This window comes from Pelagovum pacificum (genome assembly GCF_016134045.1).
Taxonomy (GTDB): Bacteria; Pseudomonadota; Alphaproteobacteria; order Rhodobacterales; family Rhodobacteraceae; genus Oceanicola; species Oceanicola pacificus_A.
Genome location: NZ_CP065915.1, coordinates 3,189,465 through 3,204,456, shown reverse-complemented (window position 1 = coordinate 3,204,456; position 14,992 = coordinate 3,189,465). Strand labels below are relative to the sequence as shown.

The window sequence follows — 14,992 nt, the reverse complement described above, 5'->3', positions numbered from 1 at the left end:
CGAAACGTCACGTTACATAGGAAAGAAGACCGCGACCACCCGCCGGTTCCCGCGAGACCGTCTAAAGGCGCTTCATGTAGTTGGTGCCGCTCTCGCCGGTCCGCTCGAAGCCGAGCGACTCGTAGTAGGCCTGCGCACGACGATTGCCCCGGTGCGCGCTCACCCGGACGTAGTGCGCGCCGTCGATGCGGGCACGTGTCGTGACGGTTTCGATCAACTGCCGGCCGAGGCCCCGGTTGCGCCAGCCGTCATCAACCCAGAGCAGGTGAATCTCGACGCCGCGTATGCCGTTGTGAAGTTGCAGCGCCGGCATCGTCGCCGCGAAACCTCGCGGCTTGTCGTCGACCACGGACATCAGCACCTTGGCGAGCGGCGCCGATCCCGTCACGTCGCGCAACAGCGTGGTCGGCGTGTGGCGTGCGACATCGCCATGATGGTCAGCGATCTGGCGTACCATCCGGTCGAGCACCGGAAGATCGGCATATTCGAACCGCCGCACGGTCGCGTCGGTCGATATGGGCGGTGGTATCAGGTCTTTCATGGTCCGCTCCCGGACTGAGGCCACAGAGCGGGATCCTGGTCATGAAAAAGCCGCCCTGCGGCGGCTTCGTTCTGTCACACGTGTCCGCCGGCCCTATTCGGAGCCGGTAAAATAGACGGTAGAGATCGCATGACGGGTCATGAGCGATGGCATAGACCCGCCCGACCTACCGGTCAACAGGCTTGGGCGGGGCGCCGCCTTCGAAGACGTTCTCTTCGTGGTAGCTCATCGGGGCCTCCTGCATCTGCAGGTGCAGTCCCTCGTCCTCGTAAGGATGAGCGCGGGCCAGCTCCTCGTCGAACTCTATGCCGAGGCCCGGGGCGTTGCTGACTTCGACATAGCTGCCTTCGACCCGGATCGCGCCGCCGACGAGGGCGGAGTGGAAGTCGGTCTCGATCGTCTCGGCCATCAGCAGGTTCGGGATCGCCGCGCACAGCTGGAGGTTCGCCGCCCACTCCACCGGACCGGCATAGAGATGGGGTGCGACCTGCGCGCCGAAATGCTCTGCAAGGACCGCGATCTTGCGCCCCTCCCAGATGCCGCCGGCGCGGCCGAGCGCGGGCTGCAGGATGCGTGCAGCGCCGGCCTTGAGCACGTCCGCGAACTCCTGCGCGGTCGCCAGCCGTTCGCCGGTGGCGACAGGCACGCCCACGGCGCGGGCGACTTCGGCCATCGCGCGGGGATCGCCAGGCGGGACCGGTTCCTCGTACCAGAGCGGATCATAGGCCTCGATCGCGCGGCCCATCCGGATCGCGCCGGGCACGGAGAACTGGCCGTGAGTTCCGAACAGGATGTCCGCCTTGTCCCCGACCGCGTCGCGCACCGCCTCGCAAAACGCCATGGAGCGCGAGATGTCGGACAGTGCCGGCATGTGCCCGCCGCGAATGGTATAAGGTCCGGCAGGGTCGAACTTCACCGCCGTGTAGCCCTGTTCCACCAGCGCGATCGCCGCCTCGCCCGCCATTTCGGGCGAATTCCAGAAAGCGGGAAGGGGGTGATCCTCCCCGGGGTAGAGGTAGGAATAGCAGCGCACCCGCTCGTTCAGGCGGCCGCCGATCAGGGCATGAACCGGCTTGTCGCGATCCTTGCCGAGGATGTCCCAGCAGGCGATCTCGAGCCCGGACCACGCCCCCATGACCGTCAGGTCGGGCCGCTGCGTAAAGCCCGAGGACAGGACGCGGCGGAACATCAGCTCGATATTCTCCACCTCCTCGCCAGCCATGTGCCGGGCGAAGACGTCGGCGATGACGGCCTTCATCGCTTCCGGGCCGACCGAGGCGGCGTAGCATTCGCCATAGCCGACGACGCCGGTGTCCGTCGTGAGTTTCGGCACGATCCAGTAGCGTCCGCCCCACCCGGGGGCCGGGGGCGCGACGACGAATATTTCCAGATCGGCGAGCTTCATGACCGGTGGCCTCCCTGCGGACTCTGCAGGCGACCCCATCACGAAGCGGCGCAGGGGTCCATAGGCCGACCTTCGGACAAGGTGTGCGCCGCGCAGCCCTCTCCCGGAGGGGAGAGGGTTGGGTGAGGGAGAGGAAAAAAAGAACGGGGGCCGAAGCCCCCGTCCACGCGTCATGCAAAAGCGGTCATGAAATTCAGAACGGTCCGACCTGCCAAAACAGCGTCTCACCGGAGTGATCGTCGACACCGTCGTTATCGGTCGACACCCAAGCCGTGCCGTCTTCGAATATGGCGAGGCCCTCGACCTTGTCCTGTGCGTAGCCGTTCAGCTGGAGCAGGTCCGGTGCAACGTCGTAGACCATCTCTTTCGAAACGACGGGGTAGTCCTCGCCAATGGCGACGGGCTGCATCTCGGCCAGCGGCACGCGGGTGATGTGCTTCACCGCGACCGCCTCGCCGATCTGGTTGTCCCGCTCGATCAGGTAGACGTAGTCGCCATGGGCGACGATCTCGCTCAGGCCAATCCAGCCGGTCTCGGGCACTTCGAGCGGGTAGGCCACCGCGCCCCATTCCCCGGACGCCGGATCGTAGGAGAGCAGCTTGACCGTGTTCTCCGCATCGTCCGACCACGGGCGCTGCTGCGCGGCCCAGAGGACGCCGTCGATCATGGTCACACCTTCGAAGCCGGAGTTGGTCTGCACCGCTTCCAGTTCTGCCGGCAGCTTGACCTCTTCCAGAACCTCGCCCTCGGCGGAGACGTGGTAGAGCGCGTTGAAGCGGCCGTTCTCGAGGTTGCCCTCGGTCGCGACCCAGAAGCCACCCTCGCCGTCGAGCGTGATGCCTTCCATGTCCATCACGTGGTCGCCGGACCGGATCGGCAGCGCATCGGTGATCCGGGCCGGCGTCTGCGTGGTGTCGATCGTGTAGATCGTCGGCGAGCCCTGGTAGAAGCTGTCGTTGACCGCGTAGACGATGCCGTCCTCACCCGCGACCATGCCGGAGATCGCGCCCCAGCCGATCAGCTCGTCTGCGCCTTCCGAGGTCAGTTGCGGATAGGCCGGCGCGCCTTCGCCGTATTCGAAGATCATCACGTGCGCCCGCGCGCCGCCGTCGGGGCCGAGGTCGGTCTCGTTGGCGGAGACGAGCAGGTTGCGCTCGGGAATCGTCACGTAGCCTTCCGGGCCGATGCCCGACGGCAGGATCTGCGTCAGCTCGGGGGCGGTCGGGTCGGTCACGTCGTAGACGCCGACGGCGGAGCCGCGCTCGGAGCCGACGAAGACCATCGGGGTTTCACCGAAAGTGTCGAAGGTCACCGACTCGGGCTCGACGCCCTTGTTCTCGGACCGGCCCTCCGGATAGTGGCCGATCTGGATCAGCGCATGCTCGAAGCTGTTGCCGCTGTCGTAGATCACCTCGCCGGCTTGGCTGAAGATCGTCCACCCGCGGGAGCCGCCATCCATGTCGCCTTCGTTCGCGGTGGCGAAGTGGGTGTCGCCGATCCACTTCACCGAATCCGGCTCGCGCGGAATGTCGGCGAGGCTCTCGGTAAAGGACAGGGCGTCGTCTTCGGTCGCGTCGATCTCGTCGAGGCTGACGGTCCCGGCGGAGAAGTGGTTCAGCACTTCGCCTTCGGAGGAGAGAACGACGATGTGGTTGTTCTCCTGCATCGTCACGACGATTTCGCCTTCCTCGTTCGTGTCCACGAACTCGGGCTCCGGATCCTCGGGGGCGATGTCGGCGAGGCCGGTCACATCGGCGGTGATGATCGCGTCGCATTGCAGCGCGCCATCGGCCAGCGGCACGATGACGACGAAGCCGGCGGGCATCTGGCCGACCCGGCCGTCGCCGGCGTCCTCGTCACGCTCGTTCTCGATCGCGACGGTCACGAAGGAGGCGTCCTTCGCGATCGCGACGGAGTCGGGCTGGCCGCCGAGGTCACAGCGGGCGACTTCCTCGCCGGATTCCATGTCGAGCTCGAACAGGAAGCCCGACGGATCGGTGTAGCTTTCGGAGGTGTTCACGCCGATGAAGGCGCTCATCCCGTCGACGGCGACGGAGGTCGGCTCACCGCCGTCCATCTCGACTTCGCCACCCGCGACCGGGTTCGCCGGATCAGTGATGTCGATCATGCCGACCACGCCCGCGGGGCTGTCGGTGTAGATCAGTGTCATGCCGTCGTCGGAGACGTCGATGATCTCGGCGGAGGTCTCTTCCGCGTCGGGCGAGTTGCCGGTCGTCGCGAAGCTCGCGATTCGGTTGAAGCTCATCTCCTGTGCGGCGGCAGCGCCCGCGAGCAGCGTCAGCGCGGAGCTGGCCAGCAGGATTGTCTTGATCGTCATGGTCCCTGTCCTTCCCGGTAGTATCCGGGACGTTCCATGACGCGCTTTCATGACGCCAACGTAACAGGGCGCCCTGTTTTATCGACCAGTCTTTGGCTGGGTCGAAAGCAAGAGTTCGGATCGCGCAACGTATCGTCGACCGTCTCGAGTCCGGCGGTGGTTGAAGAAACGGCTGGCACAGTGACGAAACACAAAGGCAGCGTCGGAAATGTGCCTGTTTCGAGGACAAGTTCGCCACCGTTTCGGGGCGCTGGTTGACGTATGGTCAATTTATTTCGGTCGGTTTGTTCAGCCAGTTCAGCGCTTTGCAGGGAACGTGGGCGGAGCGCAGGCAAAAAGCCCCGCTAAAACACAAGCTGGCCTCACCTCTGCCGGATTTCGGGCCGACGGTGCGCCAAGGGACGACACGGTCGGAGGACAGGATGACAGCAATTCCATTGGCGCTGACGACGCTCATAAGCATCTGGGCGCTCGCAACGAGCGATGTCGCGGTGGATGTACTCATGATGGTGGCATTGCTGTCGGCCGGGCTGCTGATGCTGCAGTCGATCCTGAACCTGATCTGGCCAGCGCTTTCCATGTTGTTCGTCGACCGGCGGATGCAGGCGCAGATCATGCTCGCCCGGGCTTTGTCGGCGAATGCTGCGTCGGACGAGGCCGACAACGCCTTCACCGCCCTCGTGACGGCCTACGACCTTCGGCCCGGCGAGCACGCGCTTGAAGACGACGTCGAGTATCGCGACGCGGAGCTCGAACGTCTGAAGGCGCTGTTCGTCGACCTGTCCCGCGCCGCACGGCTGCTGCCGGATACCCACGCCACCGCCGGTGTCAGCGATGTCCGGGCTGGTCTTGCCGCCCGCATCGACGCCCGCCCGCAGCGGCAGGCGTACCTGTCGCTGATGGCGGAAGCCGAATGGCTCAGCGGAGAGATCGGCGGTCCGCGCCGGACGACGGCCAACGTCGACTTTGCGCCGAAGATGGCCGCCTCCGCCTGATCCGCAGGCTCGTCAGACCGACGTACAGATGTATTTCATCTCGAGGTAATCCTCGATCCCGTGACGGGAGCCTTCGCGGCCAAGGCCGGATTGCTTCACGCCACCGAACGGGGCGACCTCGGTCGAGATGATGCCGGTGTTCACGCCGACGATTCCGTACTCCAGCGCTTCCTGCACCTTCACCACTCGGCTCAGGTCCTTGGCGTAGAAGTAAGACGCAAGGCCGAAGATCGTGTCGTTGGCCATCGCGATGACGTCGTCCTCGGTCTCGAACTTGAAGAGCGGAGCGAAGGGCCCGAACGTCTCCTCCTTCGAGACCTTCATGTCTGGCGTGGCGCCAGTCACGATGGTCGGGTTCAGGAACTGTTCGCCGAGTTGGTTCTCGTCTCCGCCGAGCAGCAACGTGGCCCCCTTGTCGAGCGCGTCCTTCAGGTGTTCCTTCACCTTGTCGCTGGCCTTGGGCTCGATCAGTGGGCCGAGGTCGGTGCCATCCTGGAGGCCGTCGCCTACCTTCAGCTTTCCGACCGCGACCTTCAGTTTTTCTGCGAACGCGTCATAGACCCCGGACTGGACGTAGATTCGGTTCGCGCAGACGCAGGTCTGCCCGTTGTTACGGAACTTGCACTGGATCGCGCCTTCGACGGCCGCGTCGAGGTCGGCATCGTCGAACACGATGAACGGCGCATTGCCGCCCAGCTCCATCGAACACTTCATCACCTGATCGGCAGCCTGCTTCAGCAGGATACGTCCGACCTGCGTCGAGCCGGTGAAGGTCAGTTTCCGGACCTGCGGGTTCTCGCAGAATTCCTTGCCGACGCCGGACGCATCCTCGGACGTCACGATGCTGAGAACACCTTTCGGCACGCCGGCCTCTTCTGCGAGCTTGGCGATCGCGAGCGCCGACAACGGCGTCTGCGAGGCGGGGCGCCCCACGAAAGAGCAGCCCGCCGCAAGCGCCGGTCCCGCCTTGCGGGTAATCATCGCGATCGGGAAGTTCCACGGCGTGATGCTGGCTGCGACGCCGATCGGCTGACGGATCACCGTGATGCGCTTGTCCGACTGGTGGCCGGGTATCGTCTCTCCGTAGACGCGCTTGGCTTCTTCGCCGAACCATTCGATAAAGCTCGCGCCGTAGGCGACTTCGCCCCGGCTCTCGGCTAGCGGCTTGCCCTGTTCGGCGGTCATGATGATCGCGAGGTCTTCCTGATGCTGCATCATCAGGTCGAACCATTTGCGCAGGATGTTGGCACGCTCCTTGCCGGTCTTCGCGGCCCAGTGGTGGCGCGCCTTGTCGGCGGCATCGATGGCCTTGGCGACTTCCGCGCGGCTGAGGTCGGGCACCTTGGCGATCACGTCACCCCGCGCGGGGTTCACCACGTCGAAGGTGGCGCCGCTTTCGGCGTCCGTCCATTCGCCCGCGACGAAGGCCTTCTCGCAAAGCAGCGACGGGGTCTTCAGCAGTCCCTTGATATCGGTCTTCTCGTCCAGCATCGCGATCTCCTTTTCGTCTCAAGCGGCATTTATGCCGTGCCGGGTCAACGTCCAGACGCCCCGAAGCGGTCCCGCCACGTGGGGAGCGGATCGCCGTCGGCTGCGCTTGCCTCATAGACACCCCGGGCGATCGCTCGCGACAGGCAGACCGCGGCGGCATGCCCGAGCCTGAGCGGATCCGCCTCGACCGCACCCGTCGACAGCGCGAAGACGAGATCCCCGTCCATTGGAGTGTGGCTCGGGACGAGCGCGCGCGCCATGCCGTCATGCGCCGCCGTCGCCATACGGGTACAGCCGGCCTTGTCGAGCCGCGCGTCGGTGGCGACCACCGCGATGGTGGTGTTGCCCAGCGGGCCGAGCTTGGTGTTGGGCCAGTCGGGCGACGGTGCTGGCTCCACGCCGAGGCCGCCGAATTCTCCGTCGAGCTCCCACGGCGCGGCCCAGAACCGACCAGATTCCCCTGCAACCGGGCTTCCGAGTGCGTTGACCACGACCAGCGCGGCGACCGTCGCGTCGCCCACGCGGACCGACGCCGACCCCAGCCCCCCTTTCAGGCCGGCAACCGTGGCCCCGATACCGGCGCCGGCGGAGCCGAGCGCGAAGTGGTCGCCCGCCTCGGCGAACGCGGCTCGCCCGAGGGCCGGATAGTCAGGCCGTTCGCCGCTGCCCCCGGCCAGAAGGTCGAAGATGATCGCAGCCGGCACGATCGGCACCCGCACCGGCCCGACTTCGAGGCCACGCCCGGACTCCGCCAGCGCGTCCTGCACGCCCTGCGCCGCGGCAAGGCCGAAGGCCGACCCGCCCGACAGCACGATCGCATCGATGTCCGACACACTCTTGTCCGGGGCGAGGAGGTCCGTCTCCCGCGTGCCGGGTGCCCCGCCCATGACCTGCACGCCGGCGACGAAGGGTTTGTCCGCCGTCACGACCGTCACGCCCGACTTCGCGAGGACATCCCCCGCGTTGCCGACCCGCAGGCCGGGCACGTCGGTCAGGAGGTTTCGCATACCGCTTTGCATGAGATCAGGTTCCTTTCGCGCCGCCGGAATGTCGAGCCACCCCGGAAGGACGGGTTTTCCAGACCCGACCCCCGAAACCGGCTACACCTGAGTGACAACTGGAGCTAGGTTTCACATATATCGCGGGACAGGTTTCATTTTGAGGTAGCGACGATGGCCGATTTCGACACTCAGATCCGGGAAAGCCAGGGCCAGGTGGCCGAGGCTCAGACCAAGATCGCGGAACTGACCAGCCGGATCGAGGCCGCGCGTCAGAAGATGGAGCAGGGCGGCGACATCGCGGTGGACATCGAGAATGCCACGCTCGAGGAGGTTCACGCCCATACCGACATGATGAACGCCAACATTGCCGAGCTCATCATGGGGCTCGACGACGTGACCGCCGCCTTCTCCAAGGATTTCGACGAGATGCGCGGCAAGACGGGCTGGGAAAGCTTCGTCGGCGTCTTCTCCCGGGCGAAGTCGGACTCGATGCGGCAGGAGCGGATCCGCACCGCCTCCGTCGACGACAAGTTGCAGGACCTGATTTCCAAGTCCGACATCATCACCAAGCTCCTGCAGAACCAGCTCGCCGTGCTGAACGAGCAGAAGACAAAGGTCGAAGGCAACCTTCAGTCCACGCTCGAGGAGCGCGAGGCGACGGTCGCCGAACTCGAGGCCGTTCGCGTCGAGATCCAGGCGATGGACCCGAAGATCATCGAACTGGAAAACAAGATCTCCGTCGAACAGGATGCCGGGGAACGCACGAAGCTCGAAACCCAGCTCGCCGAGATGAACGCCAGGTACAACGAGATGGTGCGCGACGAGCAGGTGAAGCTCGCCAAGAGCCAGACGCTCGAGCGCTACATCGAGAAGGGCAAGACCTGGATCGACTCGCTGCAGAACCAGGCGGCGACGCAGATGGTTCTCATCAACAAGCTTGAAACCGACACCAAGCAGCGTGTCGTGCTGTACGATGCGCTGACCAAGTCGCTGAAGACCGCGCAGCAGCAGGACGTCGCGCACCGGATCAACGAGATCGGCGTGAAGACCGACCAGGAGGCGCAGACGGCGATGGCCGCGATCGGCTCAGCCACCAACTCCCGGATGGCCGACATGCTGGAGGCGCACGAGGATCACATGGTCTTTGCCCGCGATGTACTGGAGCAGAAAGCCCGCGCCGACGAACGCTTCATCCGGCGCTTCCAGAAGATCGTGGAGAAGCACGATTCCAACCAGTACGGAGCCTGACGCCGGCATGGTCGAACGCTCCTACGAAGCCCCCGCCGTGTCCGGTCCCCGGCCCGGCGGCGCGGCGCGTTAGGCAATGGCGATGGACTCCCAGCTGGACCACTTCAGGCTCGAAGATACGCGTGTCACCCGGCGCTACTTCGACAAGTTCAAGGCGATCACCGGCCATCTCGGTCGGGTCGCCGGGGTCATGGAAGCGGAGAAGCGGCTGGAGCGGACGGAAGTCGACGTCATCGCGCGCTACCTCCTTGGCCTCAACATCACGTTCCGGGCGCTTGCTCACAAGTACCACTTCGCCGGGCGCTGGGCGCACGCCGGCAACCTGACGTTCGATCGCGTCGAAAGCGGGTTTCCGGTGTTTTCCGAGCTGATGTCGATGGCCAATGATGCGCTGCAGGCGGAACGTCACCTCGCCGGCATGCGCGCTCCAGATGAGCTGAAGGACGCGATGATCCGCAGCATCGTCGGTGATCTGGAAATTCCGACCAAGCTGCAATTCGCCCTGTCCCAGCGGCTCTATTACGAGGAACTGGTCAAGGGAAAGCTGTTCTGGGCGCGCAACGATCCGCAGGCGATCTGGCTGGGCAACGAGGGGACGAGGCGACGTTTTCTCGTGCATTGGGCGGTCTACGACAGTGTCGTGAACCTGCCGCAGATCTACCTGATGGAGGTCGAGGACACCGGTCGGATCGGCCTGCCGAAGGATGAGCGGCGTTGGCCCGAGGTGCAGCAGCATCTCATGGCGCAGGCGGTCGGCGGGCTGAAACTGCTGACCATCGCACGGGGCTTCGACGAGGATTTCGACGACCTGCACCCCAAGCGGCTACGGCGGTTTCACGTCGGGCCGATGTATTCGCACGCCTACACCCGGCAGGCCGGTCCGCTGCGGGAAGTGCTGGCCGCAGCCCGCGCGCCGGAGGGCGAGGACTGGGCGCTGGTCTGGACCGAGGAGGACCTGCTGGCAGAACGGGCAGAGCAGGTGTCGTCAGGCTGGTTCGGACGCGTCGAGCGGCAGGTCTTCGCGCTGGACCCATTTGCCGGACGTGGCCCCGACACCGGGGCGACACGAACGGAACGCGCGATCATCCTGCCCGAAAGGCCGTTTCAGGCCCTGTCCGAATTGTCCCCGCCGGGCTTCGCCGACGTCCGCAAGTTCGTCGTCACCCCCGGCGGCCGAGTTCTGAGCTACCGATGAGAATTTTCGTCGAAAATTCTATATCGAATTTTCCTGAAAATTCGTTAAGGACGGCCGGTCCGAATTTCCTGCTTTTTCATGAATTTATCGTTCTCTACCGGGAGGATTTTCGATGAGCCTGTCGTCCGATCAGATGGAGCTTCGCGAAGAAGACATCCGCAAGCATTACCCGGCCGCCCTGTCGCTGCTCGAAGGGTTCGATCACTCGCCCCGGATCGCCCGTGGCACCGACGCCCCGCGACCTGAGCGCTCCTCCGGCATCGGCACGCGACGTGCCTTCCGCTCCACGACTCCCGGCCTCGTCACGCGCCGCACCGCCCGCACCGAGGGCGTCCAGCTGATCGCGCGGATCGAAGGCGCGGACGAAGACGCGCTGATCTCGCCGCTGCAGGCCTCCGTGCTCAACGTGCTGCGCCGGTCCCTCGCCATCGCGCTAGCGATCGCCGAACAATACTCGGATCGCACCGGGCTCGCCGATCTGAAGCGCGCCAATCTCGACGGCACGCTGTCGGCCGGCAAGTCGTCCGACTTCAGCGAACTCCTCACGGGTGAGGCCCTTGTCACCGCCTTCACTTTCGCTTCCGCGACGGCCTTCCACCTCGCCGACCATGCGAGCGAGGACAATGTCGAGATCGGCGAGGTCGAGGAACTGCTGACCGAGAACGGCCAGCTCGCGCTCCACGGCCTCCTATGGGAGCTCGACCACGATCTCGCTGCGCATGGCACGACGGATGGGCGGATCGTGGCGACCCTCATGGCCTTCGCCGAAGCGGTGATGGAAAAGACGTCGGTACGGGCCACCACGACCGGGCGGCTCGAGCCCTTTACCTCCGCGAGCTGGCGGGTTGAGGAAAAGGGCTTCACCGTGCAGGGCTTCGCCCCTGCGCGCGCGGCCAAGGGCTCGACCCCGACGATGACCTTCAAGAAGCCGCACGAAGTCGTCGGCAACCACATCGCGAAATACCAGGCGATGCGGCTGGCCAAGATGCTGATGGCCTACGACTTCGACCGGCGCCTGAACCCGTTCGCGGAGCTGGGCGGTTTCATCTTCACATTCATGGGCGACGGCAAGCCGGGCACCGGCAAGACGACCCTGATCCAGATGATGGCCGGGCTCGTCAACGATTACTGCCAGGTGGCGGGCTACCCATTCCGTTACCAGAACCTGTCGACGGACAACATCGACAGCTACCAGGGCAAGTCGGGGCAGAACGCGAAGGCCTTCATCAACAACATCGTTGACCCCTCGGCCATCGGCTTCGGCACGATCGACGACATCGACCAGCTCGCCGGCAAGCGTGGCGACCGCCAGTCGAGCGCCGGTCAGCTCGAGATCACGGCCGTCCTGATGGAGAGCTTCGCCGGGGCCAACACCGTGGTGCGCGGGAACTGCACGTTCGGGATGTTCTCGAACTACCCCGAGAACGTCGACGATGCGCTGCGCCAGCGGGCCGGCGCGCGCTTCCTCGTCGACGGACCGCAGACGCGGGAGGATTACATCGACATCCTTCACCTGCTGATGGGCAAGAACCACGACATTGGGCTCGGCGACCACGACCTCTATGCCAACCAGGAGATCAAGTCGGCGGTCGCGAAGTCCTTCGAAAGCCACGCCCGACCGCATGAGGAAGGGCTGATCGCGGTCTTCGATCGGGTCCATGACCGGCTCGGCGAACTCGACACGATCGCCAAGCTCGGCACCTACCTCAAGGCGATCCAGGAGGCGGACGAGCGTTTCACGGGTCGCGCGATCAAGAATATCACGGATGCGGTGAAGGTCCGCGCCATGGACTTCGAACTGCCCGATGAGTGGATGGAAAACCCGGAGCTCTTCCTGTTCAAACCTTATGAGACGAAGCGGGACATGATCTCCGAGCTGCGTCAGCCGATCACGACCGAGATGGTGATACAGGAAATAAACCGCTACGCTGACAGTGAATTCCGCTATGCCGACAAGTCGGACGAAGCTGCGATCGACCAGATGGTGCGCGACTACGGCCGACAAGAAGAGGCAAAGCGGCGTTACCTCGAAAGCCGGGAGGACTGATGGACACGTCCCTTCTCTCGGGCGGAATCCTGATCCCGGCGATCGTGCTGGCAGCCATCGGCTGGGTGGTCCCACGATTGCTGGCCATCGTCTTTCCCGAGGGGGTCAAACCACTCCTGCTGCTCGCGTTCGCGTCGACCTGCATCATGGTCGCGCTCGGCATGATCTTCTTCCTGCTGCTCTATATCCTGCAGGGTCTGTCCCTGTCCGAGGTCTTCTCCCTCGGCGTTCGCGAGGGGCTGGTACATTTCGCCCGCCTCGGCCTCGCCTCCGCCCTGCTATGGGGGCCGATCATGATCCTCAGCGTCGCGGGTCTGCCGAAGCACTGGGTCGAGGAGACGTGGTGATATGAAACGCCTGATCGAAAAAGGACTGATGTTCGGCAACCTCGTCCGGGTGACCTCGCCGATCCTCGTCGAGCGTTACAACCGAGCGCTCCGGCACCTGACGGGCAAGCAGACGACGCTCGACGATTTCCACATCGACATCTCGGGGTTCTCCCCCGAAATCGGGGCGGAGCTTGGCGATGAGCTCTACCTCAACCAGCGCGGCGTGAACCGGCAGTTCATCCTGCTGACGACGGAGCAGAAGACGGCCCCGCTGCTGAACGCGAAATTCTCGACGAGTCGTGGCATCCTCAAGCAGTTCATCACCGAGAACGAACCGCAGCTCTTCGCACTGACGACGAAAGATGCGGTGGCAGGCGAACTCGTGAACTCGGTCTTCAGCGTGGAGAGCCCGGCGAAGCTGTTCGATATCCGCCGGATCACGGTAGAGGCGGACACCACGGCCCGCACGGTCGCGACGGCGGCCGAGCTCGGCAAGCTGATCGACCGCTTCAAGGCCGAGGACAACGCCTGGTACGACGACGTTCTGATCGCCCAGATGATCGGCCTCGCCAAGCAGACCGGCGATGTGGTGCGCAACCCGGTGAACCTCAGCCGGATGAGCTTCGACCAGCAGAATTTCTGGACCGCGCATTTCGGCGGGATCTACATCTTTCGAGGCGTCGATGAACCGGCCGCCATCGCGGCCGGCGACAAGGCCGCGCTGGGTCCGCTGCCGATCGAGAGCACCTTCGACCTGCGCGACCGGACCGAGATCGCGATCTTCCTTGAGGTGAACGGCCTCGCCGAGCCGATCGTGAAGGCGCGCGGCGTCGACGGCGGTGCGATCCTGCACCAGAAGATGGACTTCGTTGTCGCCGAACTCGCCGCCCGGATGGGCGAGAACCTCTCGGGCGCGACACGGCGCGACTTGCGGGCGCTCGGACGCCGCTATGCCGATCAGCTGCCCGAGGAATACCAGGGCCTCGCCGCGCTGGCCCGCTGGGTCGAGGACGGAGGCCCCTGGCCCCGCATCACGTCGGAGCACCCCGCCTATTTCTACACGCTTCGCGCGGCGGACGTTCCGGACGCCGATCTCGTGAACATGCTGCTGGCGCAGCTGTCACCGCTCGATATCCGGCAGCTGTTCATCTGTCACAAGGAGGCGTTCTACGCCGCCTATTCCTCCTGGCCGGACGAGAAGCGCGCCTATGTCGCGGACTTCCTCGACCGCGAATACCAGGTGGACAAGGCGGGAACGCGGGCGGCACTGTTTGGGCACGAGGCGCCGATGGAGGAGCCGCAGAACGAGCCGAAGACCCCGGCCGCCGACATGATCGACCTTGTCGGCCCGTGGGGCGCGGTGCGGCGGCGCTAGAGGAGGAGAAGGTCCATGCAGTTCGTCCGGTTGATCGTGTTCGGCTTCATCATCATGACGATCGTCTATCTCTGCGTGTCGATCTACAGTCGCTCCGTCCGGCGCGAGAAGCTCGAAGACCGCTGGGACGCCGATCCGCAGGGTGACGCCGCCGCACGGGACGCCTATATCGAGGCAGGGATGGCGGAGTATCACGGCTCGCTCCGCAAGAGACTGATACTGCTTGTGTATGTCGTGCCGACCATTGCGGTCGGCGTGATCATGTACATGATCAACTGAAGGGACGCTTGAGACATGCGCAACGTTCGCCGGGTCTTCCGGATGATCCTCACCCTGATCGCCGTGCTGTTCCTCTATTACGTGCTGCCGGGGCAGGACGTGGCCCGCGTGGTCAACACCGAGGTCATCCGCACCGACTTCTCCGCCGTGAACCGGATTTTCTATGCGCAGGCCGACGCCGGAGCGAGCGACATCGGCAACCGGGACCTGCGCCTCATCAATACCGTGCGCAAACGGACCTACCTGTTCGGACTGATCCGGACGGGGGATCAGACGATGGTCTACCGCAACGAGGACACCGGCTGGATCTACCCGCCGTACTTCAAGTTCGATTCCTCCAATCTCCAGACGGAGGCGGAGGACCGGCGCTCCACGCAGGCCAACCCGGAGTGGGTCGTCCTGACCCACTACGGCTGGCGGATCCCGTTCCTGTCGGTCTATCCGAACGCGGTCTCGATCCGTGCCGCGCCGGGTCCCGATTTCCGGCCGATCCCGTGGGTGAACATCGTGGTCTTCCTCGTCCTGATCGCCGGCTACTTCTTCGTCCGCGCCATGTGGCACCAGTTCCGGGAACGGACACTCGACCCGTTCGCCGACGCGACCGGTGACCGCTTCGACCAGGCACAGGCCCGCGTTGCGGAACGGCGGGGCAGGGTGCGCCGCTGGCTCGACACTTGGAAGTCGAAGGACAAGCGGCGCTGACGCGCCCGACCGTCGCAGGTCGAAATGAGCCGTATACAGCAAGCTC

Annotated in this window: 13 protein-coding genes; 8 read left to right on the top strand and 5 right to left on the bottom strand. The window is 64.9% G+C overall.

Features of this window, described 5'->3' with window-relative positions:
* Positions 1–61: 61 nt before the first annotated feature.
* The 3 genes from I8N54_RS15620 to I8N54_RS15610 form a co-directional block, all read right to left on the bottom strand.
* Positions 62–541 (bottom strand): GNAT family N-acetyltransferase, encoded by a 480-nt coding sequence (locus tag I8N54_RS15620; RefSeq protein ID WP_140196161.1) that lies wholly within the window; start codon positions 539–541, stop codon positions 62–64.
* A 166-nt stretch (positions 542–707) separates the two neighbouring features.
* The gene (locus I8N54_RS15615) at positions 708–1,946 is read right to left on the bottom strand and encodes a mandelate racemase/muconate lactonizing enzyme family protein (RefSeq protein ID WP_140196158.1); all 1,239 of its coding nucleotides are present in this window, start codon (positions 1,944–1,946) and stop codon (positions 708–710) included.
* Between the two features lie 193 nt (positions 1,947–2,139).
* Complete coding sequence (locus I8N54_RS15610; protein WP_140196157.1) at positions 2,140–4,284, bottom strand: esterase-like activity of phytase family protein; 2,145 nt, start codon at positions 4,282–4,284, stop codon at positions 2,140–2,142.
* Between the two features lie 422 nt (positions 4,285–4,706).
* On the opposite strand from I8N54_RS15610, the gene I8N54_RS15605 reads away from it, so the two are divergent.
* Positions 4,707–5,279 (top strand): hypothetical protein, encoded by a 573-nt coding sequence (locus tag I8N54_RS15605; protein ID WP_140196155.1) that lies wholly within the window; start codon positions 4,707–4,709, stop codon positions 5,277–5,279.
* A gap of 12 nt (positions 5,280–5,291) precedes the next feature.
* Here I8N54_RS15605 and I8N54_RS15600 read toward each other — a convergent pair whose 3' ends face one another.
* Together I8N54_RS15600 and I8N54_RS15595 are read right to left on the bottom strand one after the other, a co-directional pair.
* On the bottom strand, positions 5,292–6,770 hold the full coding sequence (locus I8N54_RS15600; RefSeq protein WP_140196153.1) for an NAD-dependent succinate-semialdehyde dehydrogenase: 1,479 nt from the start codon (positions 6,768–6,770) through the stop codon (positions 5,292–5,294).
* 44 nt (positions 6,771–6,814) lie between these two features.
* Positions 6,815–7,789, bottom strand: a complete 975-nt coding sequence (locus tag I8N54_RS15595; protein ID WP_140196151.1) for a P1 family peptidase — start codon at positions 7,787–7,789, stop codon at positions 6,815–6,817.
* 153 nt (positions 7,790–7,942) lie between these two features.
* Here I8N54_RS15595 and I8N54_RS15590 point away from each other — a divergent pair, with 153 nt between their 5' ends.
* The 7 genes from I8N54_RS15590 to I8N54_RS15560 all read left to right on the top strand — a co-directional run bounded on the left by I8N54_RS15590 (position 7,943) and on the right by I8N54_RS15560 (position 14,946).
* Complete coding sequence (locus tag I8N54_RS15590; protein ID WP_140196149.1) at positions 7,943–9,019, top strand: coiled-coil domain-containing protein; 1,077 nt, start codon at positions 7,943–7,945, stop codon at positions 9,017–9,019.
* Positions 9,020–9,101: 82 nt separating this feature from the next.
* Positions 9,102–10,214 carry a hypothetical protein gene (locus I8N54_RS15585; protein WP_140196147.1) on the top strand — a complete coding sequence of 371 codons (1,113 nt, stop codon included), beginning with the start codon at positions 9,102–9,104 and terminating at the stop codon, positions 10,212–10,214.
* A 112-nt stretch (positions 10,215–10,326) separates the two neighbouring features.
* On the top strand, positions 10,327–12,261 hold the full coding sequence (locus I8N54_RS15580; protein ID WP_140196146.1) for an AAA family ATPase: 1,935 nt from the start codon (positions 10,327–10,329) through the stop codon (positions 12,259–12,261).
* On the top strand, positions 12,261–12,608 hold the full coding sequence (locus I8N54_RS15575) for a hypothetical protein (RefSeq protein ID WP_140196144.1): 348 nt from the start codon (positions 12,261–12,263) through the stop codon (positions 12,606–12,608). Before I8N54_RS15580 ends, I8N54_RS15575 begins: the two co-directional genes overlap by 1 nt.
* A gap of 1 nt (position 12,609) precedes the next feature.
* Complete coding sequence (locus I8N54_RS15570) at positions 12,610–13,965, top strand: DUF6638 family protein (protein ID WP_140196142.1); 1,356 nt, start codon at positions 12,610–12,612, stop codon at positions 13,963–13,965.
* Positions 13,966–13,980: 15 nt separating this feature from the next.
* Positions 13,981–14,244, top strand: coding sequence for a hypothetical protein (locus I8N54_RS15565; protein WP_140196140.1), 264 nt, complete (start codon positions 13,981–13,983; stop codon positions 14,242–14,244).
* Between the two features lie 15 nt (positions 14,245–14,259).
* Complete coding sequence (locus tag I8N54_RS15560; protein WP_140196138.1) at positions 14,260–14,946, top strand: DUF1523 family protein; 687 nt, start codon at positions 14,260–14,262, stop codon at positions 14,944–14,946.
* The last annotated feature ends 46 nt before the right edge of the window (positions 14,947–14,992 follow it).

Excerpts from the sequence above, each read along its gene's own strand:
- I8N54_RS15575 (WP_140196144.1), top strand. The coding sequence starts at position 12,261 with ATGGACACGTCCCTTCTCTCGGGCGGAATCCTGATCCCGGCGATCGTG.
- I8N54_RS15585 (WP_140196147.1), top strand. The coding sequence starts at position 9,102 with ATGGACTCCCAGCTGGACCACTTCAGGCTCGAAGATACGCGTGTCACC.
- I8N54_RS15610 (WP_140196157.1), bottom strand. The coding sequence starts at position 4,284 with ATGACGATCAAGACAATCCTGCTGGCCAGCTCCGCGCTGACGCTGCTC.
- I8N54_RS15580 (WP_140196146.1), top strand. The coding sequence starts at position 10,327 with ATGAGCCTGTCGTCCGATCAGATGGAGCTTCGCGAAGAAGACATCCGC.
- I8N54_RS15595 (WP_140196151.1), bottom strand. The coding sequence starts at position 7,789 with ATGCAAAGCGGTATGCGAAACCTCCTGACCGACGTGCCCGGCCTGCGG.
- I8N54_RS15560 (WP_140196138.1), top strand. The coding sequence starts at position 14,260 with ATGCGCAACGTTCGCCGGGTCTTCCGGATGATCCTCACCCTGATCGCC.
- I8N54_RS15590 (WP_140196149.1), top strand. The coding sequence starts at position 7,943 with ATGGCCGATTTCGACACTCAGATCCGGGAAAGCCAGGGCCAGGTGGCC.
- I8N54_RS15600 (WP_140196153.1), bottom strand. The coding sequence starts at position 6,770 with ATGCTGGACGAGAAGACCGATATCAAGGGACTGCTGAAGACCCCGTCG.
- I8N54_RS15620 (WP_140196161.1), bottom strand. The coding sequence starts at position 541 with ATGAAAGACCTGATACCACCGCCCATATCGACCGACGCGACCGTGCGG.
- I8N54_RS15565 (WP_140196140.1), top strand. The coding sequence starts at position 13,981 with ATGCAGTTCGTCCGGTTGATCGTGTTCGGCTTCATCATCATGACGATC.
- I8N54_RS15615 (WP_140196158.1), bottom strand. The coding sequence starts at position 1,946 with ATGAAGCTCGCCGATCTGGAAATATTCGTCGTCGCGCCCCCGGCCCCC.
- I8N54_RS15605 (WP_140196155.1), top strand. The coding sequence starts at position 4,707 with ATGACAGCAATTCCATTGGCGCTGACGACGCTCATAAGCATCTGGGCG.
- I8N54_RS15570 (WP_140196142.1), top strand. The coding sequence starts at position 12,610 with ATGAAACGCCTGATCGAAAAAGGACTGATGTTCGGCAACCTCGTCCGG.